This is a genomic window from Methylobacterium sp. V23 (genome assembly GCF_002917135.1).
Taxonomy (GTDB): Bacteria; Pseudomonadota; Alphaproteobacteria; order Rhizobiales; family Beijerinckiaceae; genus Methylobacterium.
This window is the reverse complement of the sequence record NZ_PDHT01000022.1, coordinates 74,670-101,408: the sequence shown is the minus strand read 5'-3', so window position 1 is coordinate 101,408 and position 26,739 is coordinate 74,670. Positions and strand designations below refer to the sequence as shown.

Below are 26,739 nucleotides of genomic sequence, written 5' to 3'. Positions count from 1 at the left end.
GCCATCGTCAGGCAGACAACGCATCACGATCCTTCAAAGTGCCCAGGTAGTGCTAGTACGGGCTATCTAACCACTGGCTATAGCCATACCGTACCGCTAAGCTAGTCCCACGGCAGGGAACGGCACGGGGCAAGCAGGATCACGATGCGGGTGCGTATCCACCGCGGCACGCGCGAGATCGGTGGCACCTGTGTCGAGCTGGAAGACTCCGGCGCGCGCCTGCTGCTCGACCTCGGCCTCCCCCTGGACGGCGAACCCGACGACACGAATCGCCACCCCGCGATCGACGGACTGACCGGCGGCGGCGATCTCCTCGCGCTCGTACTCAGTCACGGCCACCGCGACCACGTCGGGCTGGCCCACCTCGCTGGGCCGGATCTACCCGTGGCGATGGGCTCGGCGACCCAACGCATCCTGCAGGCAGCCGCCGCCTTCGTCCCGGACAGCTACGTCCCCACCAATACGATCACCTTCGCCGAAGGGCAGACGCTCACCTTCGGTCCGTTCGCGGTCACGCCGATCCTCGTCGACCACTCGGCCTATGACGCCTACGCTCTCCTGGTGGAGGCCGGCGGGCAGCGGCTGCTGTACTCCGGTGACCTGCGCGCCCACGGCCGCAAGGGCGCATTGTTCGAGCGCCTCGTGCGTGATCCACCATGCGGGATCGACACGCTGCTGCTGGAGGGCTCGAGCCTCGGCCGCCTTGTCGACGACCGTACCTTCCCGAGCGAGGCGGAAATCGAGGACCGCTTCGTCGGCCTGTTCGGAGATACCGCTGGCATGGCGCTGGTGGCAGCATCCGCCCAGAACATCGACCGCGTCGTGTCACTCTACCGGGCGTGCAAGCGGACCGGCCGCATGCTGGTGCTCGACCTCTATGCTGCCGAGGTGCTGGCCGCGACCGGAAATCCCCGCATCCCGCAGTCCGAGTGGCCCGGCATCGCCGTGTTCGTGCCTCAGCACCAGCGTGTGCGGATCAAGCGCACCGGCCGCTTCGACCTGATCGAACGGCACGGGGCCAACCGCATCTACGACGAGCAACTGGCGGCCATGGCTCCACGCGCGGCGCTGCTGTTCCGGCTCTCGCTGCTGCCCGACCTCGACCGCGCAGGGTGCCTCGTGGGCGCGCGGGCGATCTGGTCGCAATGGGCAGGCTACCTCGACCAGCCGCGTGGGCAGCTGCTCGCTGCCGATCTCGCTGCACGCGGCATCCCGCTCAGCCACGCCCACACCTCGGGCCACGCCAGCATCCCGGACCTGAAGCGCTTGGCCGCGGCAATCGCGCCGCGCCAACTCGTGCCGGTCCATACCTTCATGCCCGAGCGCTTCCCTGCTTTGTTCGGGCAAAACGTCACGATCAGAGAGGACGGACAGTGGTGGGACACGGCAGCATGAGAGGCACGAGCGAGGCGGAGACCGCGTTTGAGGGCGGCACGACGGCGGTTCCGTACCGGAGCCTCGGGAAGCCGTTCCTCGCAGCGTTGGAGGCGCTGGCCCAGTCACCGGACGGGAACTGGTGGGCCGACGTGCTCGCGGACCCGGACCTGCTGCTGGCCGTGCGCGACCGCTCGCTCAACGTCTACCATCGCGGCGCCTCGCTGTTCCGGATCACCCCGGCGGGCGAAGGCGTGGCGGCCGAGACGCACGCCAAGTACCTCGTGCGGCAGCGGCAGGTGCTGACCCGGCTCGGCCCGGACGGCGGCTTCGACCTCGACCCGGGCAGCTCGGTGTGGACGCGCTACGAGGGACTCGGCACGCTGGCTGAGATGAAGCGGGCAGCGGCGGCGCTGTCCGGCCTGGAGAAGACCGGGGTGCACGCACTGGTGCAGGCCAGCCCCAACGTCGTTGACGTCGAGATCGCGCTGACCAGCACACCGGCCGCAGCTGCTGCTGTCGAGCCGGACGGGGCGGAAGCGAACGCCGCGCTTCTCGCCCCGGAGGCCGAGGCGCATGCAACCCCGGCCCAGCCCCGCCAGGATCGGCTCGACGTGGCAAGCGTGGAAGAGCGCGGCGTGCCAGGCGAGGCTTGGCTGGTGTTCCACGAGGCCAAGCTCGCTGCGAACCCTGGCCTTCGTTCGAAGACGACCCCGGCGATCGTCGCGCAGGTCGCGCGCTACCGAGCGGCCCTCACCGAGCAGGCGGAGCGCCTGGTGGCGGGATACCCAGCTCTCTGCCGCGATCTCGTCCGCCTCGACGCCCTCCGCAACGCGGTGCGCGCCGCACGCGGCCTCGACGCCGTAACACCCCGCGATCCCCTCATAGCCGAAGTCGCCTCCGGTGCATGCCGGCTGAGGATCGACCCCGAGCCACGTCTCGTCGTGTTCGGCTTCGACGCGGACCAGCGCGACGGTGCGCTGCGGGCGATCACCGACGACCTGCGCGGCCGGCACAGCTTGCAGGTTTACGCGGTCGGCCGGCCCAATGGACGGACGACCGCTGCCTTCCGCCGGCCGTCCGACCCAGTCTAAGGATTTCGGCTCGGGAGGGGGTGCGACCGCCGGCCGCGGCAGGAATCTGCGTCCGGCTGTAAATTCGCGGGGGGGGCAACGGGAATACCTCTTCTCAGCTCCGCCGGAGCGTCCGCGAGACCCCTTCGTCATGTCCAGCCTATCCCATCACGCTGCCCCGATCCGTCGCGTGCTGCACCTTCACCGGCCCGTGCACTCGATCTCGACCTTGATGTGCCTCGGCGTCCTCCTCGCGATTTCGGTGACACCCATACAGGCGAATCCTTCCTTCGAAGGGCATTATCAGGGGCGAGGCGAAGGTCGCCTCACCCTCAAAGTATCTTCGCTCGGTCAGGCAGGACCGGCGGCCACCTACTCGGTCGAGGCCTTCACCGGCATCACCAACGCGTGTTCGGGCACTGTCTCAAGCGCTGCCCGCCGGATTGATACCGACACGTTGCGGCTCAGCCTGAAGGGAGACGAGGCAACCTGTGAGCTCACTCTGCGCTTCGCCGCAGACCGAAAGCGCGTGCGGATGGAGGAGCAGGGCTGCGGCGATTTTCATGGGCCTGCCTGTAGCTTCGACGGCGCGCTGACCCGCCGCTGACCGCAAGCCGTGTCGTCCGTCGCCTCCGCGCGCCCGGACCACATGCCTTTCCTCTCTCCCCTTCGACGGACCACCCCCATGATGCGCGCGATCCTGCCGTTGTCCCTCGTTCTTGCCGTCTCTCCGGCTTGGGCAAACCCGCCGGTCGACGAGACCAAGACCGGCGGGTGCCTCGAACTCAAGATCGACGGGCGGCCTACCCCCTGCAACCACGACTTCCGCCTCGTCGATGATGGCAAGGGCGAAGTGAACTTCGTCACCGGCTACCGGGAGGGCCAAGCGAAGCCGGAGATGGTGGTCAACTTCGCGACCGCCCAGGTTCCCAATATGGAGAACGCCTACGGCTACGCGCTCCGCCTAACCCAAGTGACGCTGATGACCGTTGGCTCCCCCGACCAGCAGCGGCACTGGCCGGCCAAGGGCCTGTGCTTCCTGGTCAAGCCTAACCCGGTGCGGGCCGGCGCGAAGGCGGTGCGGCAGGACATCGTGGTGATGTGCTCGGCGAACCTGAGCGAGGTAGCCACACCGATGCAGCGGATCGACTGGAAATTCGTGTTCTGAAGGGGGAGATCATCATGAGCATGAGCACTCCCGGCACGGACACCACCACTCCATGTTCCAACAGCCCTCCCGGCAAGCAGCCCGCCCCGAGCGTCGGCATCTTCTGGGCCGTGCCGGACTGTGGTCGTATGGTGCTGGTCACAGACCACACGACCCTGGCAGAGGCGGAACCCTACGGCGACTGCCTCACCCACCCGCGCGGGCACCACGAGGTCTGGGAAGCGTGGCGCAGGCTCGGCGCCACGACTCTGCGCCGCCGCGGCCTGCCGCCGGCCATTGCGGGTCACGAGTACGAGGCGTTCCCGCGCGGACGCGTGGTCTACATGCGCACGCCCGCGCTGTTCACACTCTACGCCGACCGGCGCCTGCAGCGGTTGGAGACGGTCAGCGAACTCGTGCGGCTGTTCGGCCTGACCAGGCAAGACCACGCGGTGCGCTCAGACGCCCACTACCGCACGCTCGCCTGAGACGGAGGACACGCAGCATGGGCGGCTGCTCGGCCGACATCAAGGCGCTGCTGGTCGACGTCACCGACCCGGGCAACCCGACGCCGGGGATGCTGCCGGCGATCTTCCGCGACGTCATTGGGCGGCTCGACGCGGCCGGGCTCGCCTACGCCGTGGTCGGCCGCATCGCCCTGACGCTGCACGAGCAGGCCCGCTTCGTCGGCGAGATCGAGATCGTCGCCGATCTCGGAGCGGATGGGGGCGAGCGCGCCACGGAGTTCGTACGGGCGACGCGGTCTCGCTTCGCAGCACACATGGACCTGCACCAGTGCCGGCGACCCATCACCCTGACGCTGCGGCCCTGCATTGGTACGATCGAGGCGAGGCTGCTGGCCGAGGCAGTCACCCGTCCGTGGTTCGGCGTGCCCGCACAGCTGGCGAGCGCGGAGCACCTACTCTGGCTCTGGTGCCGCACCGACGCACCCGACCATCCAGCAGATGCCGCCGCGCTGATCGCAAGCGGCACGGTCGACCTTTGCCGAGTGCGGAGCCTGCTGCGCGAGACGGACGACGACGAGGAGAGCGGTCAGCGGCGGCTGCGGCTGGCAATCGGCGACGCGGTCCTGTCGACAACGTCTTCATTCAGCCGGCTCATGACGGAGCGGCGTACCCAGCTCGACCCAAACCAAGTGCCGGTCTGGCGCCTGCAAGGGGCACAGGCCACGGATGGCGGCGACCGCTGAGGGCGCGGCCGTTCGACATGCCGCAACTCCGCATCGCTGAGTAGGGCGACGGGGTCGACGCCTGCCGCGCGGCCATCACGACCCCTACATCAGAGCGAGAATTACCCCAGCCGGCGGTAGAGAAGGTGGCCCGGCAGGGCCGCCCCCAGCTGCCTACGGCGTCCCCACGGTGGGCGCTGTCGCATGCGACGGCAGGCAGATGAGTTACCCCTGGTCCCGTGACCTGCCACCGCGACCATACGGCTTGGTGCCCCTGAGCACTACGCCTTAGCTGACTTCAGCACCGACCACCCGACCCGGACCATCGCCGTTCTCACACCGATCCTGGACCTGCCAAGTGTTTGAAACTTGGCATCACTCGCCGGGTTAATTCTGGCCACATGACACCTTCGATCTCGCCTGCGACCTGTAGCTCGCCCCCGCGAGAGAAGCGCATTACCACCCCGCAGAGTTGAGCAAGGCTGACGCGAACTCGTAACCCATAGCGGACTAAGCGCGTCACCATTTCGAGATTCTGCTCTACGGCCTGAAGCAGACGCGTCACGGGCGGTCATAACGTCAGCACCTAATGGTACTTGAGCACGCACTTTCTACGATGGCTTTTTCTGGCTGCGGACAGAGTGACGGCGTCAGTGAAGAGTGGGACTGCGCCCCGGTCATCCTAGAGTGGAACCGCCAGCGACTGGCCGTGAACGTCCTAAACGAGGTCGAGAGCGCCGGGGATGCTTAAGCTCCCCGGCACGCATTCCCAGCAGCGTTGGGTGATCTCACCCGGTCATTCCCCGATAGCATCAGCACGACGCGGATGCCCGTCGGCGCACCAGTCGACACGACCTTTCCGGACCCAGAAGTGGCAGGCGCAGTTGTTGCGTTGATGGACGGATGGGCTGAGCGAGGGGCGACGCAACCAATCCGCGCCCACCGACCACCTTGGTCGACGCTTGGGGTTGAGGCTCAACGGGATCATCGCGCCGCAGCCACCAGGACAGCGAAAGCATGCCCATTTCTCGATGCCGCCGTCCACGACGTGGATTAGTTCGCCGTCCCTCACCTCGTCGTCCCGCGGGTAGGTGGACACTCGCCGGACGAGCAAGTCGTACCGGATGATGCCGAGCGTTTTGAGGAACCTTGCCAGGATCATACGCATGGCCATCACCCGAACCGATGCAGGAACGGGTGGACGTCCGCGAAGCCCCAGACACCCGGGCCGGCGCACATCTCGCATTCGGGGCGGGGGCGAGCCGTGTTCGCCCGGTCCTCGCACGTCTCGAAACGACGTCGCCTCTCCTCCTTCATCCCGCCGGGGCCACGGAAGCCCGTCACGGCCTGGAGGAACTCGTTGACGGCCATGCAAGCCGTCTCGGTGGTGAAGGTCACGACCGCCGGTGCCGGATCGCCTCCCCCGCTGACGTAGGCCTCGGCCTTCCGCCTGTCGTATTCCGCGGGATCGGTCCTGCGCAGCGCCTCCTCCGCGGCGATGCGCGGGTCGATGAGACCGCGGCAAAGGAGACACGTGGTGCCGGGCGCGAGCACGGTGACCCTGGCTCCCATCTCGTAGGGACGACCCTCCGTGGCGGGAAGCACGCGCAAGCCCATGTCGATGACCGGGATGCCGTAGAAGTAGGCGAAGCGGTTGAGGAACAGCCTGCCGTCATGGTCGTCGGTGCATCCGAAGATGACGTCGCAGGACCGCATCGCGTCACGTGCTCGGGGATCGCCGACCCAGCCCTGGAAGCACGCGACCTCGACGCCGAGCCCAGCCGCCTCGATCTCCCGGGCCAGCACATCGACCTTCGGCACGGCCGCCTCGGCATCCGACCGACGCGCCCCGTGCACCCGATTCAGGTTCGAGACCTCGACGACGTCGTCGTCGACGAGCAGGACGTGTCCGATGCCGAGGCGGGCGAGCAGCATCGCGGTCGGGCTGCCAGTTCCCCCGCAGCCCACGATCCCGACCCGCAAGGCACGGATGGCGGGGTTGAACGAGGGACCGAAAAGACGAGCCTGCCGGTCGAGGCTGTCGGGGACGCCTGCCGCGGTCTTGCCCGCATGCACCGCGAGGTGCCTGCCGGTGACCAACACCCGTTCGCATTCCCGCGCCTCATCGGGCAGCTGCCAGATGCGACAGACAGCCGAGCCGTCGCCCCCCAGCACGATGCTCGCGAACTCGCGGCCCTGGCCGGCCCGATTCGCGACGATCCGCAGGAGATCCCGCTCGTTCCGGTCGTCCTGGTCGGAGAAGAAGGCCGTGCTGCCGGGATGCGTGTGCACGATGGCCGGGATGAGATCATCGCGCTCGGCCCGTTTCAGGAGGCGGACGAACCCGCGCGTGGACCATGTGACGTGAACCGGCGAGGCGGAGACCCGATCCTCCTCCGGGACCGGGAGGACCGCCCGCGTGACGAGCCGCCGACGGGCGGCGCCCGTCCAGGGATCGGTGGCGATGTCGGCGGCGGAGAGCAGGACGTATGCGGAGGCCTCGGACCCGTCCTCGGTCGCGAGCAGCGCACGAAGCTCGGAATCGTGCGTTTCGAGCATGATGAGATCCAGCATGTCAGGCGGCCTCTTCGAGGGCGCGCTCGACGCGCTTGACCATGGTGTGGAGCCCGTCGATGCCGGGCCTCCACTCGTGATTGTGCCGCGACCAGCGCTGCCACGTGAGACCCTGAAACTGCTGCCGAACCTGGGTCGCCCGGGGCTCGGTGCCCGTCGTCGCGAAGGTCAGCCACGGGATGCAGTAGAACATGTCCGGCGAGCAGTCCGGGTAGCCGGGCGGCAGGAGGATCAGGATGTCGGCCGCGGGGACCGAGAACTTCCCCACCGGCAGGGTGAACCCGCGGAGGATGATGCCGCGGCTTCCGCCCTCCTCGAAGACGTCATGGGCGATACCACGGGTTTCGAGGTAGTTCGCGTCGCGCGGGGGGAGGGCCAAGAGGCCCTCCGTGGTCTGCGCGACGGCGGTGAAGAAGCGCTCGACGCCGGGCTTCGTGAGGTCGATCAGGTCGGTGTTGCGGACGAGGATGTCGTCGGCACCGCGGATCTCCTGATAGACGTCGTGCTTGGCGGGATCGACGCCGGCCAGCCGCTTAAGGACGAGACCGCTGACGACCGGCTTCGGCCACTCGATGTCCTTGTCGTCGATGAGGATGCGGAAGGACCGATCCGTGCGCACGACGATCACGCGCTCGATCCCGTGGTGCCGCAGGTCGAACAGTTCGTCGAGGCGCAGGTCCTCCAGCGTGCCGTCGGGCATGAAGGCGGATGCGACGAACTCCTCGGCCGGGTGGCCGCCGGCCGCCTTGATCAGCTGGCGCCCCGTGGGGACGGGATCGTCGATCTCGACGGTCCGGAAGTTCAGGTTCTCGTCGCCGATCTCGACTTTGTAACAGTTGGGAGGGCGGTGGTCGGAGTGGCCGTGGCCGTCGTTGGGGTTCATGTCGTTGCCTTTCGATCTTCGGGGCGGGAAGCCATCCTTCCCGGCCCGTCGAAGGTTGATCGAAAGGGAAAGGCGAAACCGGAAACGGCCAGGCCAAACCTTTTTTTCAGGGTCCAGGGTCCGGGCCGCGCCAGGCCGCCCGCATCCGCGTCACGGGCCTCTCACCAGGGCCCGACGCACCACGGTGTCGCCGTCGGGGAGGCCGGGGCAGGCGTGCATATGCGGGCACCGAAGGCAGGCACGCCCTGGATTGGGTGGGAAGACCCCGGACCTGATGTTAGTCATATGCCCGGCGATGGCCGCGAGCCGCTGCGCCCTTTTCGCCGCGGGCATTGGAACATGCTGCCGGGTCTCGCTCGAAAGATGGACCGCCTCGACGGTCACGTCCTCGGAAAATGCCTCCTGGGCCGCGGTGTGGAGGATCGCGTACTCGATCTCCGTCTCGATGGATTTCAGCGCCCGGCCGGTGGATACGCGCCTGACGATCAGGTTGCCGTCGGGGTCACGCACCACGTCATGCGGCCTCAGGACGACGTGGCCGCCACCGGCTTCGAGCCTGATGTCAGCGGGAAGCATCCGACCGGGTTCCGAGCGCAGCCCGATGAGGAAGCCCAGCATCCGCTCCGCTATCGCGCGGTACGCGTCGGCATGCCCATGTTCGACCGGACCGTGACGCGCCCAGGCGGCCTCGAACGCCTCGTCGAAACCATCGGGCGTGCCGACCGCCGCATCGAAGTTTCGATCCAGCCATCGGATCGTCTCCTGTACCGCGTTGTGCATGAGCATGTACGGCGTCTCGCCACGTCTGCCGCCGAGGCCCAACAGGTAGGTGTAGAAGAAGCGAAGCCCGCATTTTCCATAAGAATCGAGATGTCGCGGGTCGACCTCGAATGGCACTTCCCAGACGACCCGCACCGGTCCGGAGCCGGTCGGTCTCGACGGTCCTGGCAAAGCCGCCGCCACAGGCGACGCCCCCAACGTTCTTGCGACCTTGCTCAGGTAATCCGATGGGTTGCGATTGTTGCCGTTCTTCTGCTTGGTCGACCGGTACAGACGGAGATCGTCCCGAGCGCGCGACAACAGGACGAAAAACAGGCAGGCTTCCTGCTCGTCATGGCCGGCCACGGATGCATCGGCGCCGGAGAGGTCGTCGCTACCAGCAATCATCTTGTCCGGTGGTGGGCAGGACGGGGGGGTGGCCTTCCTGGGCACGCCGGTCTTGATGAGACCCGGCGCGTGCACCATCCGGAATTCCAACCCCTTGCATCCGTGGATGGTCATGACGCGCACCGCGTCGATCTGAAGGGCCGCGTCGGGGAAGTGACGCAGCGACTTGTCCTCGTCGAGGGCGATGAGCTGTCGGATCCGACGCTGGGCCGCTTGCGTCGGGTACTCGCCCTCTGACGGGAGTGATTTGAGGAAGTTCAGGAACTGCCAGATGGCGACCCCGCGCATCCGGTCGGCGAGTGTATCGGAGGCATCGATCCGCCCGGCGATGCCCAGACGGTCGACGACGAGCACGCTCGCCACCGTCCAGGGATGCGCGCGCTCTGCGAACCCGGCGCACGCGTCGCGAAGACGTCGGAGCGAGTTCATGGCCTCGGGCGTGAGCCCGTCTATCAAGCCGAGGTCGTCGAGCCAGGACAACGGCGTCGAGGAATGCGCGGCGAGGTGGTTGGCGACCAGGGCGACGTCGGCCAGGTCCATCTCGAAGCCCGGCATCGTCGATATGCGGACGATGCTCGCGGCACGAGGATCGTGGAAGAGCGACAGCAGGCAGAGGAGGTCCTTGATCTCCGACCGCTCGAAGATCGGTCCGAGATAGAGGACGGGAATGCCCCTCGTCGTGAGCCCTTCCGCGAACTGCGTCAGCCGGTCGTTCGTCGTGCAAAGGATGGCCTGGTCGCGGAACTGCGTCCCCGACGCCTGCGCGGACGATATCGAGGCTGCCACGACCGAGATCTCGTCGTCAGGGGTGCCGGCCTCGTACAGGGTCGGCTTACGCCCGCATGCCCCGCGAGCGGGTTCGAGCGAGAGCGGCTCGAAGGACCTGAAAACCTCGATGTCGGTCGCGAAGGCGCTGAACGTGTCGACGATCTCCGCGCGCGAACGATAGTTCACGCCGAGGGACTCGATCCTGGCCCGTGGATAGTCCGCCTCGAACGCACCCACGCTGGCCGAGGTCGCACCTCGGAACCGATAGATCGACTGCCTCACGTCCCCCACGACCCACAGGCGCTCGCCGTCATCCGCGGCCAGCGCCTTGATGAGGCGGACGGTTGCGAGGTTCACGTCCTGATACTCGTCCACCAGGATGTGACGATGCCTCAAGGCGAGGGCTTCGGCGATCTCGGGATGATCGGCCATGAGCATGACCGGCTTCATGATCAGGTCGCCGAAGTCTAGGGCATCCTCGGCGGCGAGGAGGCGCTCGTAGGCGTCGTAGATAATCGCCTCTTCCACGGCCCGCTTCGCGCGCAACCGGGCAGGATCATCCTCGGCGACCACGACCATCGCATCGGCGAACTCCCGATACCGCGTTGGGCCGACGAGCTCATCCTTCGCGCGTGAGATCGCGGACAGGACGTCGGAGAGGTTCGAGGTCGGATCCCAGAGGTCGCGGTAGTGGTCCAACGGCAGGCTCGCCACCACCCGCTCAAGCATCGTGATTGCGGTCGCCTTGTCCACGAGCTTCGGGCTCGCGGAAAGGCTGAAACGTTCATGAAACCGTCGGATCACGTCCAACCCGAACGAGTGGAAGGTGCCCGTCCAGACTGAGGCGGAGGCTTCGGGCCGTGTCTCGGCGAGGCGATCCATGAGTTCGCCGGCGGCCTTGTTCGAGAAGGTCAGGACGAGAATGCCGTTCGGGTCAATGCCTTCGTCGACGAGGCCCGCGATCCTCTTGACGAGCGTCCTGGTCTTCCCGGTCCCAGGGCCGGCCTGCAGGAGAAATGGACTGTCTCGGTGGGCGACGGCGATGTCCTGGCTTAGGTCCGGGAGCAGCGAGACCGCTTCCTGGTCGGGCGCCTCGTCCTGCACGACGGGAAGGAGAAGCGCGTCCAGCATCTGTTGCATGACGACGTCTGTACCGACACCGAGCTTGGCGGCGATCTCCGACGCCGTCATCCCGGCTCGATGGTGCAGTCGCGCGGTCGCGCGCGGCAGCACGAGTTCCCGCGCGAAGAGGTCGGCCTGGATTTCCCGTCGCTCGCCACGCCCATAGTCCGCCAAGCGCTCCACGGCGTTGCCGCTCTCGGCTGACCGTGCGGGATCGGAGCGCGTCGTGACGATAGGCACGTTCACGCCGTGCATCACGACGTGTCCGAGTTCATGCCCGATCAGGAGCGCGTCGCCACCCAGTGAGCCGGTCTCCCCGTAGACCACGCCCTTGGATTTTGGATCGAGCCGGGCGCGACCACCATTGAGCGAGACGTCGCCGGCGACGACTGGCTGATGCCAAAGTCCATGTCGTTCGAGGGCACGAACGGCGATATCGAACGGCTGCCAGGGATCGCCGCCGCCCTCCACCGTTTCCGCATGTATGCGTGCGGCACGTTTCCTTGCAGCCTCAATTGGATCCAATTTCCGCCTCTGCCATCGCGATAAGGCGTTTCCGTTGTTCCTCGCTCAGTCCGGAACTCTGAACGGCTTCCTGGAAAGTCTGTTTCTTTCCGACTTCCGGCTTGCCGTCCGCCTTCGCCATCGTGCCTTCGGGCATGGAAGCTGGCCGTTCGAGAAGGGCACGAACGATATCCGCACTGTGGCCGACCTCTTCCGCGATCAGGTTCGACAGCGCCCGTGGAAACTCGGCGGCCTCGATCAGGCCGTCCCTGACCTTCAGGAGGAACACAGGCGTGACCCCTATTCGAGCGGCAAGTTTGGGAAAAAGAGGACCTGCGAACGCGTCGAAGACATCGGGTAGAACCTGAACGCCGCCCGATGCTTGCGATGCTGTCGTCCTACCGGCCGTTCCGGCCTGGAACCGTGCCCATGCGGAGGAAACAATCCTTGTCGTGGAAGCGTCGGCCGGTTGGGCCTGCCGTGATGGATCGAGGACCAAGTCGACGGCCAAGCTCGTCAGCTCTCGCCGGTACTCCGGATACTCCTTGGAAAAGGCCTCCAATCGCTTGGGTGTCGGGTCGCCCTCGGTGGCGAATGTAAGCAGGATCTCTTGAACGGTGGGCACGGTGCCGGTGCTCGTCATCGTCTCTCTCCGAGTTCGCGACGCAGCTTCTCGTACGCCTTCGCCAGACGATAACGCACCATCCGATCCGAGACGCCGCAAAGCTTCGCTATGGTTTCCTCGTCAGCGCCCTCGATGCGATGGCCTTCGAGGGCCAGCGTGACGGCCTCCCTTTCACGGGCTGGCAACCGGTCGATCGCGCGCAGAAGTTCGTTCCGGAAATGTTCTTTTTCCTGTTCGGAACCCTTTTCGGCGAAAGCCAGGCGAATCTGACTGGTCAGGGATGGAAGATCCTCGCCGTCGTCGCCGCTCATCTCCTCGACGTGGTCGGTGCGGTCGGCCTCTCGCTGTGATTTCCTCAGGACGTCGATGCGCAGGGCCGCCAGGGCCTTGGCGAATTTTGCCTCGAAGAAATCCAGCTTGGTGCCCGGGGAGTTTCTGTCCTCGACGATGATGTCGACCAGTTTGTCGACGATCTCGGACCTCATCTCATGCGGGTCGTAAAGCCCGATGTCACGAACGGAGCCCTTCAAGGAGCACTCGACACGCTCGAAGAACACCTCGAAGAGCCGTTGGAACCGAGCATCGCTGTTGTCCATGCGGGTCCATCTGAGGAGATGGAGTAGGCATTCCGGCTCCATGTAGCCGGCCTTGCCAGGAACTTGGATCCGAGCCTCCCGGATCAGCGTCTCGAAATCCAGGGTCGATGCGCGGTCGATGGCTGCCTCGACCGAAGGTGTGCGCATATACAGTTCACCGTTCTTCTTCCTCCGCGTCAGGGGTGGCGCCATGTTGTATCCATGCCTCAGCCTGAGGATGATACCCGCGGCTTTCCAAAGTCCAAGGTCCGAAGCCAAAATATGCGTAGGCCAAGGGCGGTGAGGTCACATCGCCCCCTATCCCCACCTCTGATCTCCCCCCACGGGGTAGTCCGGGGGTAGAGTTAGTGCAGCATCGGCCTTTGCTCCACGGGTAGCCTGGCCGGCGGAGCCGGTCGGGTGAGCGCAGCTGGCCAAGCGGTGAAGGCGGGTTCCTTCACACCATGCCCTTCGCGGCGCGGTCGTATGCGGAGCGCAGGGGGCTGCCGACCTGTCCCGATGAGCTCTGCGATCACACGCTGGTGTTCCAGGTCGCCGAGCAGACCACGACCCTGTCGACCTACGGCAAGACGCTGCCCGACCTGGAGCGGCCGCCCTTCGTGGCCATCAAGACCGACGTCAGCAGCGCCCAAATGCTGGCCGTCGCCAACGGGGGCCGGGATCGGCTAGCTGCCGACCTACATCGGCGCCCTGCGGACCGGGCTCGTGCCGGTCGATTGCAGCCTGAGCTTTCGCCTTGATGTATGGCTTACGTACCGCCCGGACGTCGATCGGATCCCGCGGGTCCGCACGGCCATCGACTGGCTTCGAGCCTGCTTTGACGTAAGGCTGTTCCCGTTCTTCGGCAAGGACCGGATCCATCCGCGCGACATGGCCTCGATGGAGAACTACGTGGCCCTGTCTGACCTCTTCAAGGGTTTCGTGCGGTAGCGCCGAGCCCGTTGCCGGTGCCGCGCGTCCCCTCAGAAACGCGGCACCGACAGGAGCCGCTCGAACTGCAGCTGGATCAACGCTTCCTGGGCGCTGGATGGCAAGGTCTCGACGGTGGTCCGCGTCTCCCGTATCGTTCGCGTCTGCGGCTTCAGCCGGTCCTCGATCCTGCTGGCCGCCTCCCTGTTGCGCTGGACCTGCGCGGAGAGTTCCGCCTTCCTGCGGCCCTGCTCCCCCGGACTGAGCCTGTCGAATCCCTGGATTTGCATCTCGGGCTGATTGAGCTGGAGTTCCAGGTCGGTCGCCGCCGCGTTGAGGCGGACGAGTTCCCGGGTTTCCTCCGGGGTCGGGGCTCGCCCCGGTATGACGACGGTCTTCGGCACCTTCACCGTCTTCACCACGGTCTTCGCCGGGGCGAACGTCACCTCCAGGCTGTGGTCGTCGGTGCGACCGGCCGTCCCCGAGGGACCGAACGTGGCGCCGCCCGTCGGCAGCAGCGCGAACCCGGCGCCGGCGCTGGCATCGACCTCGACGATGAACTCGAAGGTGTGCCCCACGCTCGCCGGCCTGAGCGCGCGAGGTGTCGTCCCGTCATCGGGACCCGCGGGATCGACGGCGTCGAGCGCGCGGTTCAGCCATTCCGAAAGTCCCGCCCGACCCAGCGATCGCTCCGTGACGAACGGATGGTCCCTGACCTCGCGGTAGCCCAAGCAGTGGTACCCTCGGATCTCGGACAGCTTGGCGACGAAGTTGAGCTTGGCGATCCGCCGGCGTGTGCCCGTCGCGTTGGCACCGGCGCTGAGGCCGACGATTAAGGTCGGCGCCGTGACGGGGCTCGCGCCGATCGCTTTGACGGAACCCGTCTCCGTGACGTTCAGTGTAAGGGCGTAGGCCGCTTCCCAATCCAAGAGCCAGGGCCGTCGCCCTCCCTGCGTCGCAACGAGGACGGCCTCCCGCATCTCGCACTGGACGCCCTTGACCACGCTGCCGACGGCGAGTTGCGTATCGTCCGGCAGGGCCGGGACGACCGTTGAGCATCCCCCGCCGCCCAACGCCGTCAGGAACAAGCCGACCGTGAGTGTCCCCGCCCTGCCCGCCATCGTGCGCCCCACGTGTGCCAGGACGCGCCCTGGGTGACGCTCGGCAACGGATGATGCTGCCGATCATCGTCAAGGTGGCAAGCGGGCTTGGCCGACAACCTGTTGAGTGCTTGTCGTTTGCCGTACAGAGTTGTTATTCGGTCGCGTCGCCGATCGGGCCGGCAGCCGCCTCGGAGCGGGTCATCGCTTCCGCTTGTAGCGCGTGGCCGTGTCGAGGCCGATCTCCTTGCCGGTCAGCGCCGCGATGCGGAGCTGCACCATCGACCAGTGGCCGGCCGGACGTTCGACGTCGATGGATTAGCCAGTCCTCTCGCGATCGCGCTTCTGGGCGACGCAGTAGGCTTGGCCGCCGAAGCGCGCGATGACGTCGGCCGCATCGTCCTCGGCGCGCTTCGTTTGGGCGGCACGGATAGCCGTTCGCCTACGCAGCCAACACATCATTCCAGCCTCCGCGGCGCAGGCTTGGCGCAGAGCAGGATCGCCATGACGATCCACTCCACGTTCGCTATTCTTGTAGCACGACCTCAAAATGTCATGAGCGCCGGGCGCCTTGCCATAGGTGTCCGAAGTCGCCCAGTAAGCAGACTCACGTGAGGTCGAACTCGAACGTCCGCTTGTGGCGCATCTCGGAAGGCGCGACGGCGCTTTGACGCACGGCGGCAAGTGCATCCCGGCTTTCGGACCGGCTATCTTCGCGAAAACATCAGCCAGACCAAGGACGAGGCGTACGCAGCCGGCCGAGCGGCGGCGGTGGTGGCTGTGCACTACCTGCGCCTACCTTCCCTACGCCCCCTGCCGGCATTCTGCCGTACCGCCGCCGACGTGGACGACGGCGACTGCGCCCCCCTGGCGGACTAGCACCTCGACCGGCGACGACGCCCAGGCACCCGCCCGGCTTCACCGATGCGCGCCGGCCGCTTGGCAGGAGTCCAAGCCGCACCGTCCTCCGTCGTTAATCGCGCTGCCCCGTCCGGGAACCCTGGTCCAGCCGCACCCCCGCGGCCGTGACCCAGGACCACCCCAATGGACATCACCGCACCGCTGCCACCCGTCACCGCCGACGATCCCGCCCCCCTCGCGGCCGCCGCCCGCGCTCTTCTCGACCCCAGCGACCTCGGTACGATCAACCGCGTACCCCTCATTCCCGAGACCGCCCGCCGCCGACACCGTGTCTTCGTCGCCGCCGATCACCGCTTCAAGGCCGCCGCCCGCTTCCTCCAAGCGCTCTGGCGTGAGGACCGCGGACTGGCGATTGGCACCCACGTCGACCGCCGCGAGCCGCATCGCCCCCGCCGCCTCGGCTCGCGCATCTCGACCGCAGCAGGCACCCTCGGAGCCAACTTCCTTCATCCGGACATCGTCCCGGTGGTTACCCGGGCGCTCGCCTACCGCGAGCCGGGCGCGGCCTACGACGTCGACCGCCTCAAGACCAACCTACTGTCCTCGCAGCCGCTCGCCTTCAACCTGTTCGGCCCGCTCGCCCGCGACCTGCAGCTCGCCACCCGCTTCGTCGCCGAGCTGTTCCCCGGGACGTTGACCACAGTCACCGACATCCTGTTCGAGCACTCGCCGGGCCGCGGCGACCCACGCTTCACTGCTGACCGCACCGCCTACGACGTTGTCCTGCGCGGCCAGGACGCGACCGGCGCCCGCGCGCTCATTTGCATCGAGATCAAGTACAGCGAAGCCGGTCACGAGCCCGCTCCGCCCTCCCACCCGCGGCACACACAGATCGCCCGCACCACCCTCGGCCTGTTCGTGGACCCGGACGACCCGACACTCACGGGTTCTGCCTGCCAGCAACTCTACCGGCAGCACTGCCTCGCGAGTGCCATGCTCACGGCCGGGCTTGCGGACACAGCGACGCTGGCCTTCATCGCCCCCGCCCACAACCAGCTCGTGCACACAGCGGCAGCAACTTACACGCGCCAGCTCACCGACCCGCCGGCTGGCCCGATCCCGTTCGTGCCACTGACCCTTGAACACGCGTTCGCGGCAATAGCGACAGCCGGCCGCCCGGACCACGCCCGCGCGCTACACCGGCGCTACACCGACTTCTGGCTCGTCGACGGCGAACTCGACCTTGCCGCGGCGACCGCACCCGCACCCGTCCCCACCACGGTACCGAGCGCACGGACCATGACCAACATACCCTCCGCCCCGACGCGGCCGTCGCGGCGGAACCAGGCGCGCGCGACCCGACCCTTCGTCAAGCGGGTCGCTCACGCCGCCTGACACGGCCCCATCACAGCGGTCGCCCGCCCTGACCGGATCGGCGACCGCACCCCGCTTCATCCCCGGCACAGCAGACGAACCGCGCCGGGGCTTCCGCAGTGGACCACTGCCACCCGCGCTCACCACCGAAGCATCGAGCTTTCGGTTCAGGCAGCGTGTTCAGCACAGACCTGCCACAATCCCCCCACCTGGCACAAAACCTCGATAGATTCATCAGGGCCCTACGAAGCTGCTCTATATCAAACCGAATCACTATAGTTTAAAACGGGACCTGTCGATCGACGGCGCCGCACCGGAACCCTGCTGCAGACACGACTTACCTGATCTGTACTTATACGCCTGATCACAACGGGCGCCACTTCCTAGCACCCCTACCCATAACCGTCGCTGCAGTCCCGGTGCGGCGTCCCTCCAACGGGGCGCCCCTTCATGCCCACCCACCACCAAATCTATCACCGCCGCGACATCGCGACGTTCACGACGAGCCGCCTGATCGACACTGCCCCACGCCACCTCGCGCGATCCCTGCAGCATCCATGGCTGTTCAGGCCACCCGCGGCGGAGCCGCAACGACCACCCCCGATCGCGATCGACCTCAATCCTGCTCCCGACAGATGCGGCGCACTCACGCTGTACAGTCAGTGCGGCGACATCAGCGAGCGCCCGCCCGCTCCGGACCCAGCATGCCGCGAGCACCCGCGTCACGGCCGCAGCCGACGACGAGGCGGCCCTTCCTGAGGGGGACGAGACACCCGCCCTGGCGCTGACCATCGAGTTGACGCCGCAGATCCAGCCGGGGCCGACGATCGCCACCCGCGCGACCCTGTCCGTCCACTTCGTGCGCGAACCGTGGTGGCCCAACGACCTGACGGATGCACTCAGCGACCTCGCCGATCTCTGCCTCCGCCGCTTGGCGGAGCAGGCACACGCGACAGCATGAAGGCCACCGACCTCACCGTCCATGGCGGCACCACCCGCGTTCCGCCATCGCCCTTCTCGCGCCGCTTCACCGCCCGTCAAGTGTCTGAAACTTGGCACCTCTGACCACGGGCATTCTGCCGACACGGGGCCAAAACGGCAGCCCGCGAGGTGCAGCTCGCCCCCGCCAGTCTGGCGCAACAAGCGACGGGACAGCGACCGGGGCCGACAAACTCCTGCCCGATTCGTCAGCCCGGCGGGACACCTTGGGAAAGACGCCACCGGCCCAACCGCATCGGGCGCTCCGGCTCTGCCGTTCAGGAACGAGCGTGGACGTCGCCGAAAAGATGGGGACCGAAACGGCAAAAAGGCCGCGTATAGTCACAAACCCATCCTCGACCCCCGGGTAACTCACTACCAGTTCGTAGTTATTTACGCCCGCCCCGACACCCATCTGCCCCGTCCCAGACGAGGCAGATGTTGCAGGCACGCAAACGGCCTTCGCCGCCCCAGCCCATAGCCAAGAAGGCGCTCGCCACAGGGATGCTCGGCATCACCGGCGACGATAAGGCTACCTAAACGAGAAGGGGGCGCTCGCTGATGCGAGCGCCCCCTCATTCACCGTACTGCGGACGGTACGGTGGCTGGATCGACGAGACCGGCGTCCAGCCCAACGAGGCAGGACACCGGACCTTACGGCGCGTCAGATCAGCTCTATCTCCAGCATGAAGTCGTCCGACGGCGGAGGCCGCCGCGGCGGCTCAGGCTCGTAGGACAACTTCGTCACCCGCGTGTTGAACTCCCGCGGGTACAGCCAGCGAACATCGCGCCACCCATCCTCGTACCGCGATATGAACGGAGGGCGCGGTGCCTCCGGCTGCCGGAGGCACCGCAACTGCTCCCCAAGACTCATCACCCGCGGCACCACCGGCCGCTTCGGCTGCGGCGGGTTGCGAAGCTCGTCACAGTGCTTCGGTATGCCGATCTCGCGGCGAGCGGGGCCCAGGTTCAAACACGAACCGAGGCGCGGCATCATTGTGACCACGCCCGGATCCTGCCAAGGCCACGCGATCAGCTCGCCCAACAACACATCGGTTCCGAATGGCGAGTTGTAGGCCCGCCGCACGATCGCTTGAGGATCGTAGCCCTTCACCTGATAGTGAAAGTGGTGCCAGTGCAGCCAGCGCGTCCGCTTCGCCGGGCCGGTGACACGGATGGCCCGCGGACAGGACCCATACCCATTCCGCTCCGGCCACTCCATCGCCCACCGGCGGAACTCATCGCGCTGCGGCGAACGGGTGTGCGTCGACAGGCACAGATATAGAGCGAGATGGGTATGCAACCCGATCCGCTGGCTATTCTCGTGGCCGAAGAAGTACACCGTGGGCAGATGCCGCTCGTACATCCACTCGTTCAAGTGCTTCCGAAACTGCGTGAAGACCCTCTGCGCACTGGCTCCATCTCGTGCGCCGAGCGCACCCCACCATAGGGTTACCGAAGTCTCGCAAGTCAAGTCGTGATGACCGGCAAACGCAGCAGCAGTATAGTGCTCGGCGAACTCCTTTTCCGTGATGAAGGTGGGTATCGAAGGAGAAGAAGAGCTAGCCCGCGACGAACGTTCAGCCCAGCGGCGGGACGGCAGCTTTTTCACGAAGGTGTCAGGACGCTGCGCCTGATACATCTGGATGTAGCCAGAATTACTGAGCCGGTCTGGTGGCTCATCCCACATCATCCGCAGCAGCTCACCATGGTACCCGGTGACACGACCGAGATGAAAGTCGACACCTGGCACAGCACCACCATGGTACAGCGCCTTTGACCACGCATCACCGTCTAGATACCGACTGCGGCAGAACACGGAACGGGGCTTAGAAACCATTGAGAAACTCGCGAATCTATCGCGACATCCGGTACTGCGCCTCAGACTGTTTCGTCAGAGACATTACTGAAACAGGGCAGCAACCCATGTCGGACCAATGGAACAACAAGACCGCGCCTTATGGGAAGGCGCGGCCAAGCGTGCTCTTGCGTGACGAGAAAGGCGAGATACGGAACCGCCGCTCCCTATACGCGCTTGCTCAACTGCTGTACCGTCAGGCCGCCTCTGAATTCAGCTTTCCGCTGGCTTGCGTGCAAAGCTCCTCAGCAAGCTTCGTCAAGCTTGTGTATAAAGACTGCCGATCCGCAGCCGGCCGGGACCTACGCCGACGGTGCGCCGGATATGCGGCCTCCAGCTGACTATGAACTTCCCTGACCAAGGGGGCGAGAGCCGCGGGCGCTGTACGAATTGGCCCATTCAGGAGTGCCTGTACCGCACACCCCATGACGCTCGCTCCCTCCACCGAAAGGATCAGCTTACGCGACCTCTCGCAGGCTCCTGGTAAGGCGAACCGTGCAATCAGGTCTGCCCGATCAGACCGATCCTCAACCGCCTCGATTTTGCCGAGCTGCGCCTCGCGAATCATCTCATCGAAACGGCGGCACGATATTCCACCAACGTCGGCCTCGGAGATTTTCCCCTCGCCGTCAATACCGCCCAACGGCTCGGTCGTATCAGCGCAGTGCACGGCAAATTCGCCAACAACCTGACAAGATTCGGCTGGTGTATTCGGCACAACGGAAGCGGTTAGCATGTCTTCTATATGCGTCTCACCAATGGAAGACGCACTATTTTTCTTGAACACATCACTCATTTTCAGCTCCAGACATTAGTCACCACGCCGTCAACGAGGGTATCAACCCTATGATCGGCGTACGTTGACCAACACGCTTACGACGCGTGGTCTCTAAAGATCTGAGACGAGCGACCGACCTATCCCGGGGCACCTAGTCTAAGGGCAGGCCCAACAAGGGATAGTCCGCCCCTGTGAGACGGCAAACCTCTTTCAAGTCGGCATACCTGGCTTGCCAGGAACGCTTAACAGCACTTCATGAAATAGGGGGCGATATCGCCGTTGGCAATCGCGGCGGCACCAAATTGATTCAAGATCCGCTGTATGGTCAACAGATCGAGCCGGGAAACCCACCGAATCGCCCATGTCAAAGATGGGCACTAAGGCCTTTTGACAGGCCCACCGACCTGCACGCCCGCGTCGCCGCTGCCATCCTTTCTCACCTCGAGACCGTCGACCCCGCGTCCTGGACGCCACCCTGGCACGGCGCCGACCCAATGCCGCATAACGCCCTCACCGGCCGACGCTACCGCGGCATCAACGTCCTGGCGCTTTGGTGCGCGGCGCAGTCCAACGGCTACGCCGACGCGCGCTGCGCGACTTACCAACGCATCGCTGCGAATGGTGACAGCTCAATCGAGTGTGCACGGGCTTCCTCAGCGACTATAAAATGACAACCCCCCTGCACGTTGCAGACTACCCCAAGGCCAACCAGCCAGCGCGGCGGGTATTGCAGCGCAGACCAGGCCTGCCTGTACGCTGCGGACGGCCACAGCTACAGCGACGAGTACGACGTGATCGTACGCTCCCATCCCGCGGACGTGGCCGACGAGCGTCCTCTGCCTGCACGGCCATACTGACCTTCGTCGCTTCCACTAAGCTCTTGCCGTCGACCTAATCCCGTTCAGTTCTTCATCTCAGACGGGAACCCTGACTCGACCGCAAACCGCGGCCGCATGTCAGGACTTCATTATGGCCACCAATGCCCTCATACCGTTGCCCGCGGCCAGCGACTTCGCTGCTTCATCTGCTGACCTGGCACTACTCGATCCCAGCAACCTCGGAACACTGCCTTGGGTACCGCTCATCCCCGAGCGTCAGCGCCGCCAGCACCATGTCTTCGTCTCCGCTGATCACCGTTTCAAGGCAGCGGCCCGCTTCCTTCAAGCACTGTGGCGCGAGGACCATGACCTCGCCATCGGCCACTACCCCGACAACACCACTAGCCGACGCCGACGCTTAGGCTCACGCATCAGCATGTCTGCCGGCGGGGACGGCGCGAACTTCCTTCATCCCCGCATCATCCCAGTCGTGGCGCAGGCCCTGCACTACCGCGAACCAGGAGCTGTCTATGATGTGGACCGGCTCAAGACGAACCTGCTTTCGTCTCAACCCCTGACGTTCAACCTATTCGGCTTGCTCGCCCGCGACCTCGACCTTGCTACCGGCTTCATCGCCGACCTCCTGCCAGGGGCCATGGCCGAAGTGACAGACCTTCTCTTCGAGCACAGTCCAGGCCGCGGCGACGCCCGATTCACCGCCGATGGCACTGCCTTCGACCTTGCCATCCGCGGCCGCTCAGCCACAGGAGAGCGCGTCTTCATCGGCATCGAGGTGAAATACAGCGAGAGCGCCTACGAACCATCCCCGCGTCTCAACGAACGATACGCGACCCTTGCCCTGACAACCGACCTATTCATCGACGCAGCCGACCCCGGCCTTGTCTCCAATCCCTGCCAACAGCTCTTCCGGCAGCACTGCCTCGCCGCCTCGATCCTCGACCAAGGCCTAGCGGACCAGGCCATCGTTGCCTTAATCGCGCCGAGCCACAACTATCTCGCCCAAGCCGCGGCCACGACCTACGCCCGCCACCTGCACTCAGCCTCGACCGGCCGCATCCCCTTTATTCCCCTGACGCTGGAACGGACGATTGCAGCCCTAGCGACGGCTGGGCTCCCCGAGCACGCTTGCGCGCTACACCGCCGGTACACCGACTGGTGGCTCGTGGACGGCGAACTCCACCTCAACGACGTCCCAACCGCGGCCAACAACTTGTTCACTGCCGCCGCTTTCGCTGACCGAACGGCACAGCGACGCGCCCGTACCGCCTAAACCGCCGCTTCCATCTTCATCACAGCAGCATGGTCTCAGCCCAGGCACATCACGTCCGCCAGGCTGAGATCAAGCGCTGTCAGCGCAACCAAACCAACCATCCTGACCGTATCACCGCCTGAAACTTCGCCCCTTCATTGCCAATGAGTACGGGGGCTGGTGCTTTTCTCCTACCCAACAGCTGGACGACCAAGCGCCCAAGACCCAAAGGCGACATCTCACAATTCCCGCGAAATTGGACGCAGCCAAGTGTTTAAAACTATGGAGCACTCGACCAAATACTTCTGCCCACATTCGCCCTTTACCAGCGCCAACGAGCTGTAGCTCAGCCCCACTTAGAAGTCGGCAATATGGCGGCAACTCGTCGGCAGGTTGAGTGAGACCAAAGGGGCAAAAAAGAGCTCGAAGCGGACGTTCCGCAACCGACCCAACGCAGTCGTTCGCGTTCCCCGATGCGATGTGCAGAAGCGGACATATGGCGAGACACCTCTGATCCGCTGCCGCTGGCTGATACCGGCGTTCCGGCTCGGAATGGCGTCTCATCGAAGCGAGTTTGTCTGGCAAGGCCGCTTTCGCTTCGAGCGGTTCTGAAACTCTTTCGATGCACGCGGAGCATGTCGGCGATCGTGCGCCATAAGCGATGGACACGACAGCCGGGGGAACACGTCTGAGCCGATGAGCAGCGCATGCCTACGGCAGATGATGCCTTTTCAAAGACACGGCGGCCTCGCTCTCCCTCGTTGTCCCTGGACACCTGTTCGCCGCCGGGTTGCCGAAGAAGGAGCCGCCACCTCTGCCGTATGTAGCTTCCCTTAGAGAGCTGCCGGGTAGCGTTTGCCTTGGCAGAGTGCCTTCTTGACTGATCAGGGGAGGCACGAATGAAGGGCAGTATACATCGGCGGTCTTCGGCTGGTTGGACACCGGGGATTTGGGAGGGCTCGCACCGCGAACGAATGGACCCCAACGCTGCGGTCTTCACTCCCGATATTGTCAAAGCGATGTGCGAAGGGTTCGATCTGGCTTGGACCTCGATGCTCGCTGCAAACCTCACTTGCGCGGCCGATCGCTTCGCGGCGGAGACACGACGTCAGCTCGCGATTGCAATCGTCGAATCTGCCTGCCGGGGCACATGCGATCGCCATCGGCTGAGCGAAAATGCTCTCAGAAGCTTCTTCCCCCTGGGGCTGCCAAGGCAGGCCGAACAGGATCGGAACGATCCTAGGTAGGCTATTGCTGATCGCGACCGACGCAGCCCGACGGCACGATCCCTGCGGCCAGCGCGGTCTGGAGCAGGTCCGTCAGGCTGGCCGCGTTGAGGCGGTTCATGACTTGGGCGCGGTGCAGTTCCACCGTGCGGGGGCTGATACCGAGGTGCTGGCCGATCGTCTTGTTGGTTCCACCGTCGACGAGGCCGACGAGGACCTGGCGTTCTCGAGGCGTCAACCGCGCCAACCGCGCCGCAGCGCTCTCATCGGATGTCGTCGGCCGGGCGTCACTGTGACACTCGGAGATCGCGATCAGCAGCGCGGATTGGGGTGCATCCTCATCGCTCAGGCGCACGAAGTCGATGGCGCCAGCCTTCATGGCGGCGACCGCCGAGGCGACATCTGCCGTGGGCGAACCGAGCGCGATGGTCGTCAACGCGATGGAACGCGCCTTCAGTTCCCGCGGGATCACAAGGCATTCATTCCTCGACTGCCGGACGTCGACGAGCACGCAACCGGGCGTGAGGACCGGGGCCATGTCGAGGAAAGCAGATGCGCTGTCGAAGGTTCGGACACGATATTCGAGGCTCCGAACCAGGTTCGCGAGCCGTCGCGCCTCACCGACTTTCGTGCTGACGATGTAGAGTTGATGCTCGTCCTGGTTCGACAGATCGGCAGTGATCCCGCCCAATCGATGGACTGTACCGTTCTCGTCCCGGATCGGAAAGCTGGTCTCGCGCAGCCAGCGGATCGCGCCGTCCCCGGGACGGATGATCCGGTACTCGAACTGCACCGCCTCACCGGCTCGGACAAGCCCGAGCGACCGTTCGACCTGCTGCCGATCGGCGGGGTGGACATCTTTGATCCATTCACTGAACGCGGTCGGCCCTTCCGCGCACGGCACGCCCCAGATCCGCTCGAAGGCGGCACTTCGATAGACGATCTGACCGGCTTCCGGATCGCCGATCCAGAGAAGGCTTCGGCTATGCTCCGCGAAGCTGCGGAACTGCGCCTCGCTCTCACGGACAAACCTTTCGGCACGGCGTTGCTCCGTGACGTCGTTCACGGCGCCGATGAACCCGACGGCGCGTCCGTCCGCGAAGGTCGTCCGACCGGACGTCGCGACATGCCGGATTTCGCCGCTGTCGCGTCTCATCAGCCGATATTCGATGTTGTAGCTCCCGTCCCCGGCCGGATCGACACAGGCCGCGATGGCGTCATGGACCCGCGCGAGGTCCTCCGGGTGGATTCCCGCCTCGAAGACGCCGACGTCGACCGGCGCGTCAGGGGGCACGCCCCACATCTCGCGCACGCGCGCGTCCCAGTTGAGGACGCCGGTGACCGGGTCCCATGAGTAGATGCCGAGACCTACGAGTTCGGTTGCGGCCCTGAGGCGAGCCTCGCTCCGCCTGAGCTTCTCCTCCATGGCGCGCCGCTCGCTCGTGTCTCGGGAAACGCCAACGACCAACTCGACCGAGCCGTCATCGGCGCGGATGGGCCCCCAGTGGAAGTCGAAGTAGGCGCCGGAGCCCGTCGGGCTCCGGTAGTAGACTTCGCCCTGCGTCGTGACGCCGTCGTTCAGGACGCGGTCGATGTGGCCATCGAGTTCATCGGCCAGCTCCGGTGGGTAGTCGAGGTCCGCGAAGGTTCTACCCAGCATCTCGTCGGAGGACAGGCCGAAAAGGGCCAGCATGGCCGCATTCGCGTAGGCGAAGCGTTTTTCGGGATCGAAGACGTAGACGAAATCGGGAATCGAGGAGAGCCTTGCCTCGAGGAAGCGGGACTGGCTCGCCAGTTCCGCCGATGCGGCGTCGACTCGCTGCGTGGCCCGCTTGAGATCGTCGATGTCCTGGACGACGACGATCGCTTCGCCTTCGCCGCGGACGGGCGCTGCGCCGACACGAAGCCAGCGTTCCAGTCCGTCCTGCTCGATGTGGAGGAAGTCGACTCCCGGCAGGACCGTCTCGCCGCGCAAGGCCCGGTTGCCCGGGTAGCGATCGGGCGTGATCGGCCCGTCATCGCTCTCGTACCCCCGCCAGCGATCCATCAGAGTCGGATCGCGCGACGCCTGCCCGATCAGCCCGACGTAAGGGTGCATGAGCGCATTGGAATGAACGAGATGCCCGTGATGGTCATAGATGCCGACGCCGAGGGGCAGGGTGTCCAGGATCGATGCGAGCAGGGGGCTTTGAGCGCGAAGCGCTCGTTCGACGGCGAAGTCGCGGGTCGCCATCGGCCGAGCTTCTGATCGTGACCGACTCGACATGACATCCGCCCTCCTAAGTCACAACGGGCTGATGTTCAAAATTTTCCTTCAGTACCCATACGTATCGCACGTCTTCTGCTTTCTCGCGATAGGCGAATACGCGACTGGCAGCGATGAAAATTTCAGCGCCGGCACAACATCGTCGATGGTGTCGTGCCTGTCCCCGGGGCTACGGCCCGTAGCCGCAACAGGTAGGCCCGGCCAGTCCGGGTGAGGCTGCTCCACGAGCCGCGACTCGGGAACCTCCCTAGGGATCATCCGGATAGCTCGCCGCTCGGG

The 26,739-nt window shown here is 65.6% G+C and carries 22 protein-coding genes; 12 read left to right on the top strand and 10 right to left on the bottom strand.

The window, feature by feature from the left end; translation table 11 throughout:
* Positions 1-144 precede the first annotated feature (144 nt).
* From CRT23_RS19490 to CRT23_RS19465, 6 genes are all read left to right on the top strand, one after another.
* A complete protein-coding gene (locus tag CRT23_RS19490; RefSeq protein ID WP_103711250.1) occupies positions 145-1,395 on the top strand; it encodes an MBL fold metallo-hydrolase in 1,251 nt (416 codons plus the stop codon).
* On the top strand, positions 1,392-2,468 hold the full coding sequence (locus CRT23_RS19485; protein WP_103711248.1) for a hypothetical protein: 1,077 nt from the start codon (positions 1,392-1,394) through the stop codon (positions 2,466-2,468). The genes CRT23_RS19490 and CRT23_RS19485 overlap by 4 nt, the downstream gene beginning before the upstream one ends.
* 169 nt (positions 2,469-2,637) lie before the next feature.
* Positions 2,638-3,054 carry a hypothetical protein gene (locus CRT23_RS19480; protein ID WP_146056430.1) on the top strand — a complete coding sequence of 139 codons (417 nt, stop codon included), beginning with the start codon at positions 2,638-2,640 and terminating at the stop codon, positions 3,052-3,054.
* Positions 3,055-3,132: 78 nt separating this feature from the next.
* Positions 3,133-3,615 carry a hypothetical protein gene (locus CRT23_RS19475; RefSeq protein WP_103711244.1) on the top strand — a complete coding sequence of 161 codons (483 nt, stop codon included), beginning with the start codon at positions 3,133-3,135 and terminating at the stop codon, positions 3,613-3,615.
* Positions 3,616-3,629: 14 nt separating this feature from the next.
* Positions 3,630-4,082: a hypothetical protein gene (locus CRT23_RS19470; RefSeq protein ID WP_245436385.1), complete on the top strand. Its 453-nt coding sequence runs from the start codon at positions 3,630-3,632 to the stop codon at positions 4,080-4,082.
* A gap of 17 nt (positions 4,083-4,099) precedes the next feature.
* Entirely contained in the window at positions 4,100-4,804 is a 705-nt protein-coding gene (locus CRT23_RS19465) for a hypothetical protein (RefSeq protein WP_103711242.1), read from the top strand.
* Positions 4,805-5,579: 775 nt separating this feature from the next.
* Here the strand turns inward: CRT23_RS19465 and CRT23_RS19460 are convergent.
* The 6 genes from CRT23_RS19460 to CRT23_RS19435 all read right to left on the bottom strand — a co-directional run bounded on the left by CRT23_RS19460 (position 5,580) and on the right by CRT23_RS19435 (position 13,214).
* The gene (locus tag CRT23_RS19460) at positions 5,580-5,951 is read right to left on the bottom strand and encodes a DUF6527 family protein (protein WP_103711276.1); all 372 of its coding nucleotides are present in this window, start codon (positions 5,949-5,951) and stop codon (positions 5,580-5,582) included.
* 5 nt (positions 5,952-5,956) lie between these two features.
* Positions 5,957-7,357 carry a ThiF family adenylyltransferase gene (locus tag CRT23_RS19455; protein ID WP_103711240.1) on the bottom strand — a complete coding sequence of 467 codons (1,401 nt, stop codon included), beginning with the start codon at positions 7,355-7,357 and terminating at the stop codon, positions 5,957-5,959.
* 1 nt (position 7,358) lies between these two features.
* Positions 7,359-8,240, bottom strand: a complete 882-nt coding sequence (locus CRT23_RS19450; protein WP_103711238.1) for a multiubiquitin domain-containing protein — start codon at positions 8,238-8,240, stop codon at positions 7,359-7,361.
* A 150-nt stretch (positions 8,241-8,390) separates the two neighbouring features.
* On the bottom strand, positions 8,391-11,822 hold the full coding sequence (locus CRT23_RS19445) for a UvrD-helicase domain-containing protein (RefSeq protein ID WP_103711236.1): 3,432 nt from the start codon (positions 11,820-11,822) through the stop codon (positions 8,391-8,393).
* Positions 11,809-12,444: a hypothetical protein gene (locus tag CRT23_RS19440; RefSeq protein WP_103711234.1), complete on the bottom strand. Its 636-nt coding sequence runs from the start codon at positions 12,442-12,444 to the stop codon at positions 11,809-11,811. Before CRT23_RS19440 ends, CRT23_RS19445 begins: the two co-directional genes overlap by 14 nt.
* Positions 12,441-13,214 (bottom strand): sigma factor-like helix-turn-helix DNA-binding protein, encoded by a 774-nt coding sequence (locus CRT23_RS19435; protein WP_103711232.1) that lies wholly within the window; start codon positions 13,212-13,214, stop codon positions 12,441-12,443. Before CRT23_RS19435 ends, CRT23_RS19440 begins: the two co-directional genes overlap by 4 nt.
* Before the next feature lie 251 nt (positions 13,215-13,465).
* On the opposite strand from CRT23_RS19435, the gene CRT23_RS19430 reads away from it, so the two are divergent.
* Together CRT23_RS19430 and CRT23_RS19425 are read left to right on the top strand one after the other, a co-directional pair.
* On the top strand, positions 13,466-13,762 hold the full coding sequence (locus CRT23_RS19430) for a hypothetical protein (RefSeq protein ID WP_103711230.1): 297 nt from the start codon (positions 13,466-13,468) through the stop codon (positions 13,760-13,762).
* Positions 13,728-13,952, top strand: coding sequence for a hypothetical protein (locus CRT23_RS19425; protein WP_103711228.1), 225 nt, complete (start codon positions 13,728-13,730; stop codon positions 13,950-13,952). Before CRT23_RS19430 ends, CRT23_RS19425 begins: the two co-directional genes overlap by 35 nt.
* A gap of 32 nt (positions 13,953-13,984) precedes the next feature.
* On the opposite strand, the gene CRT23_RS19420 is transcribed toward CRT23_RS19425, so the two are convergent.
* Positions 13,985-15,052 (bottom strand): hypothetical protein, encoded by a 1,068-nt coding sequence (locus CRT23_RS19420; protein WP_146056429.1) that lies wholly within the window; start codon positions 15,050-15,052, stop codon positions 13,985-13,987.
* A 1,023-nt stretch (positions 15,053-16,075) separates the two neighbouring features.
* Here CRT23_RS19420 and CRT23_RS19410 point away from each other — a divergent pair.
* Entirely contained in the window at positions 16,076-17,287 is a 1,212-nt protein-coding gene (locus CRT23_RS19410) for a hypothetical protein (protein WP_103711223.1), read from the top strand.
* Between the two features lie 775 nt (positions 17,288-18,062).
* Positions 18,063-18,227 carry a hypothetical protein gene (locus CRT23_RS29230; protein ID WP_245436383.1) on the top strand — a complete coding sequence of 55 codons (165 nt, stop codon included), beginning with the start codon at positions 18,063-18,065 and terminating at the stop codon, positions 18,225-18,227.
* 681 nt (positions 18,228-18,908) lie between these two features.
* Here the strand turns inward: CRT23_RS29230 and CRT23_RS19400 are convergent.
* A complete protein-coding gene (locus CRT23_RS19400) occupies positions 18,909-19,937 on the bottom strand; it encodes a hypothetical protein (RefSeq protein WP_103711221.1) in 1,029 nt (342 codons plus the stop codon).
* 361 nt (positions 19,938-20,298) lie between these two features.
* On the bottom strand, positions 20,299-20,898 hold the full coding sequence (locus CRT23_RS27880; RefSeq protein WP_146056428.1) for a hypothetical protein: 600 nt from the start codon (positions 20,896-20,898) through the stop codon (positions 20,299-20,301).
* A 173-nt stretch (positions 20,899-21,071) separates the two neighbouring features.
* Here CRT23_RS27880 and CRT23_RS19395 point away from each other — a divergent pair, with 173 nt between their 5' ends.
* The gene (locus CRT23_RS19395; protein WP_245436381.1) at positions 21,072-21,551 is read left to right on the top strand and encodes an ArdC family protein; all 480 of its coding nucleotides are present in this window, start codon (positions 21,072-21,074) and stop codon (positions 21,549-21,551) included.
* Between the two features lie 298 nt (positions 21,552-21,849).
* Positions 21,850-22,989, top strand: coding sequence for a hypothetical protein (locus CRT23_RS19390; protein ID WP_103711219.1), 1,140 nt, complete (start codon positions 21,850-21,852; stop codon positions 22,987-22,989).
* A gap of 1,227 nt (positions 22,990-24,216) precedes the next feature.
* On the opposite strand, the gene CRT23_RS19385 is transcribed toward CRT23_RS19390, so the two are convergent.
* Positions 24,217-26,427 (bottom strand): PAS domain S-box protein, encoded by a 2,211-nt coding sequence (locus CRT23_RS19385; RefSeq protein WP_181017389.1) that lies wholly within the window; start codon positions 26,425-26,427, stop codon positions 24,217-24,219.
* Between the last annotated feature and the right edge of the window lie 312 nt (positions 26,428-26,739).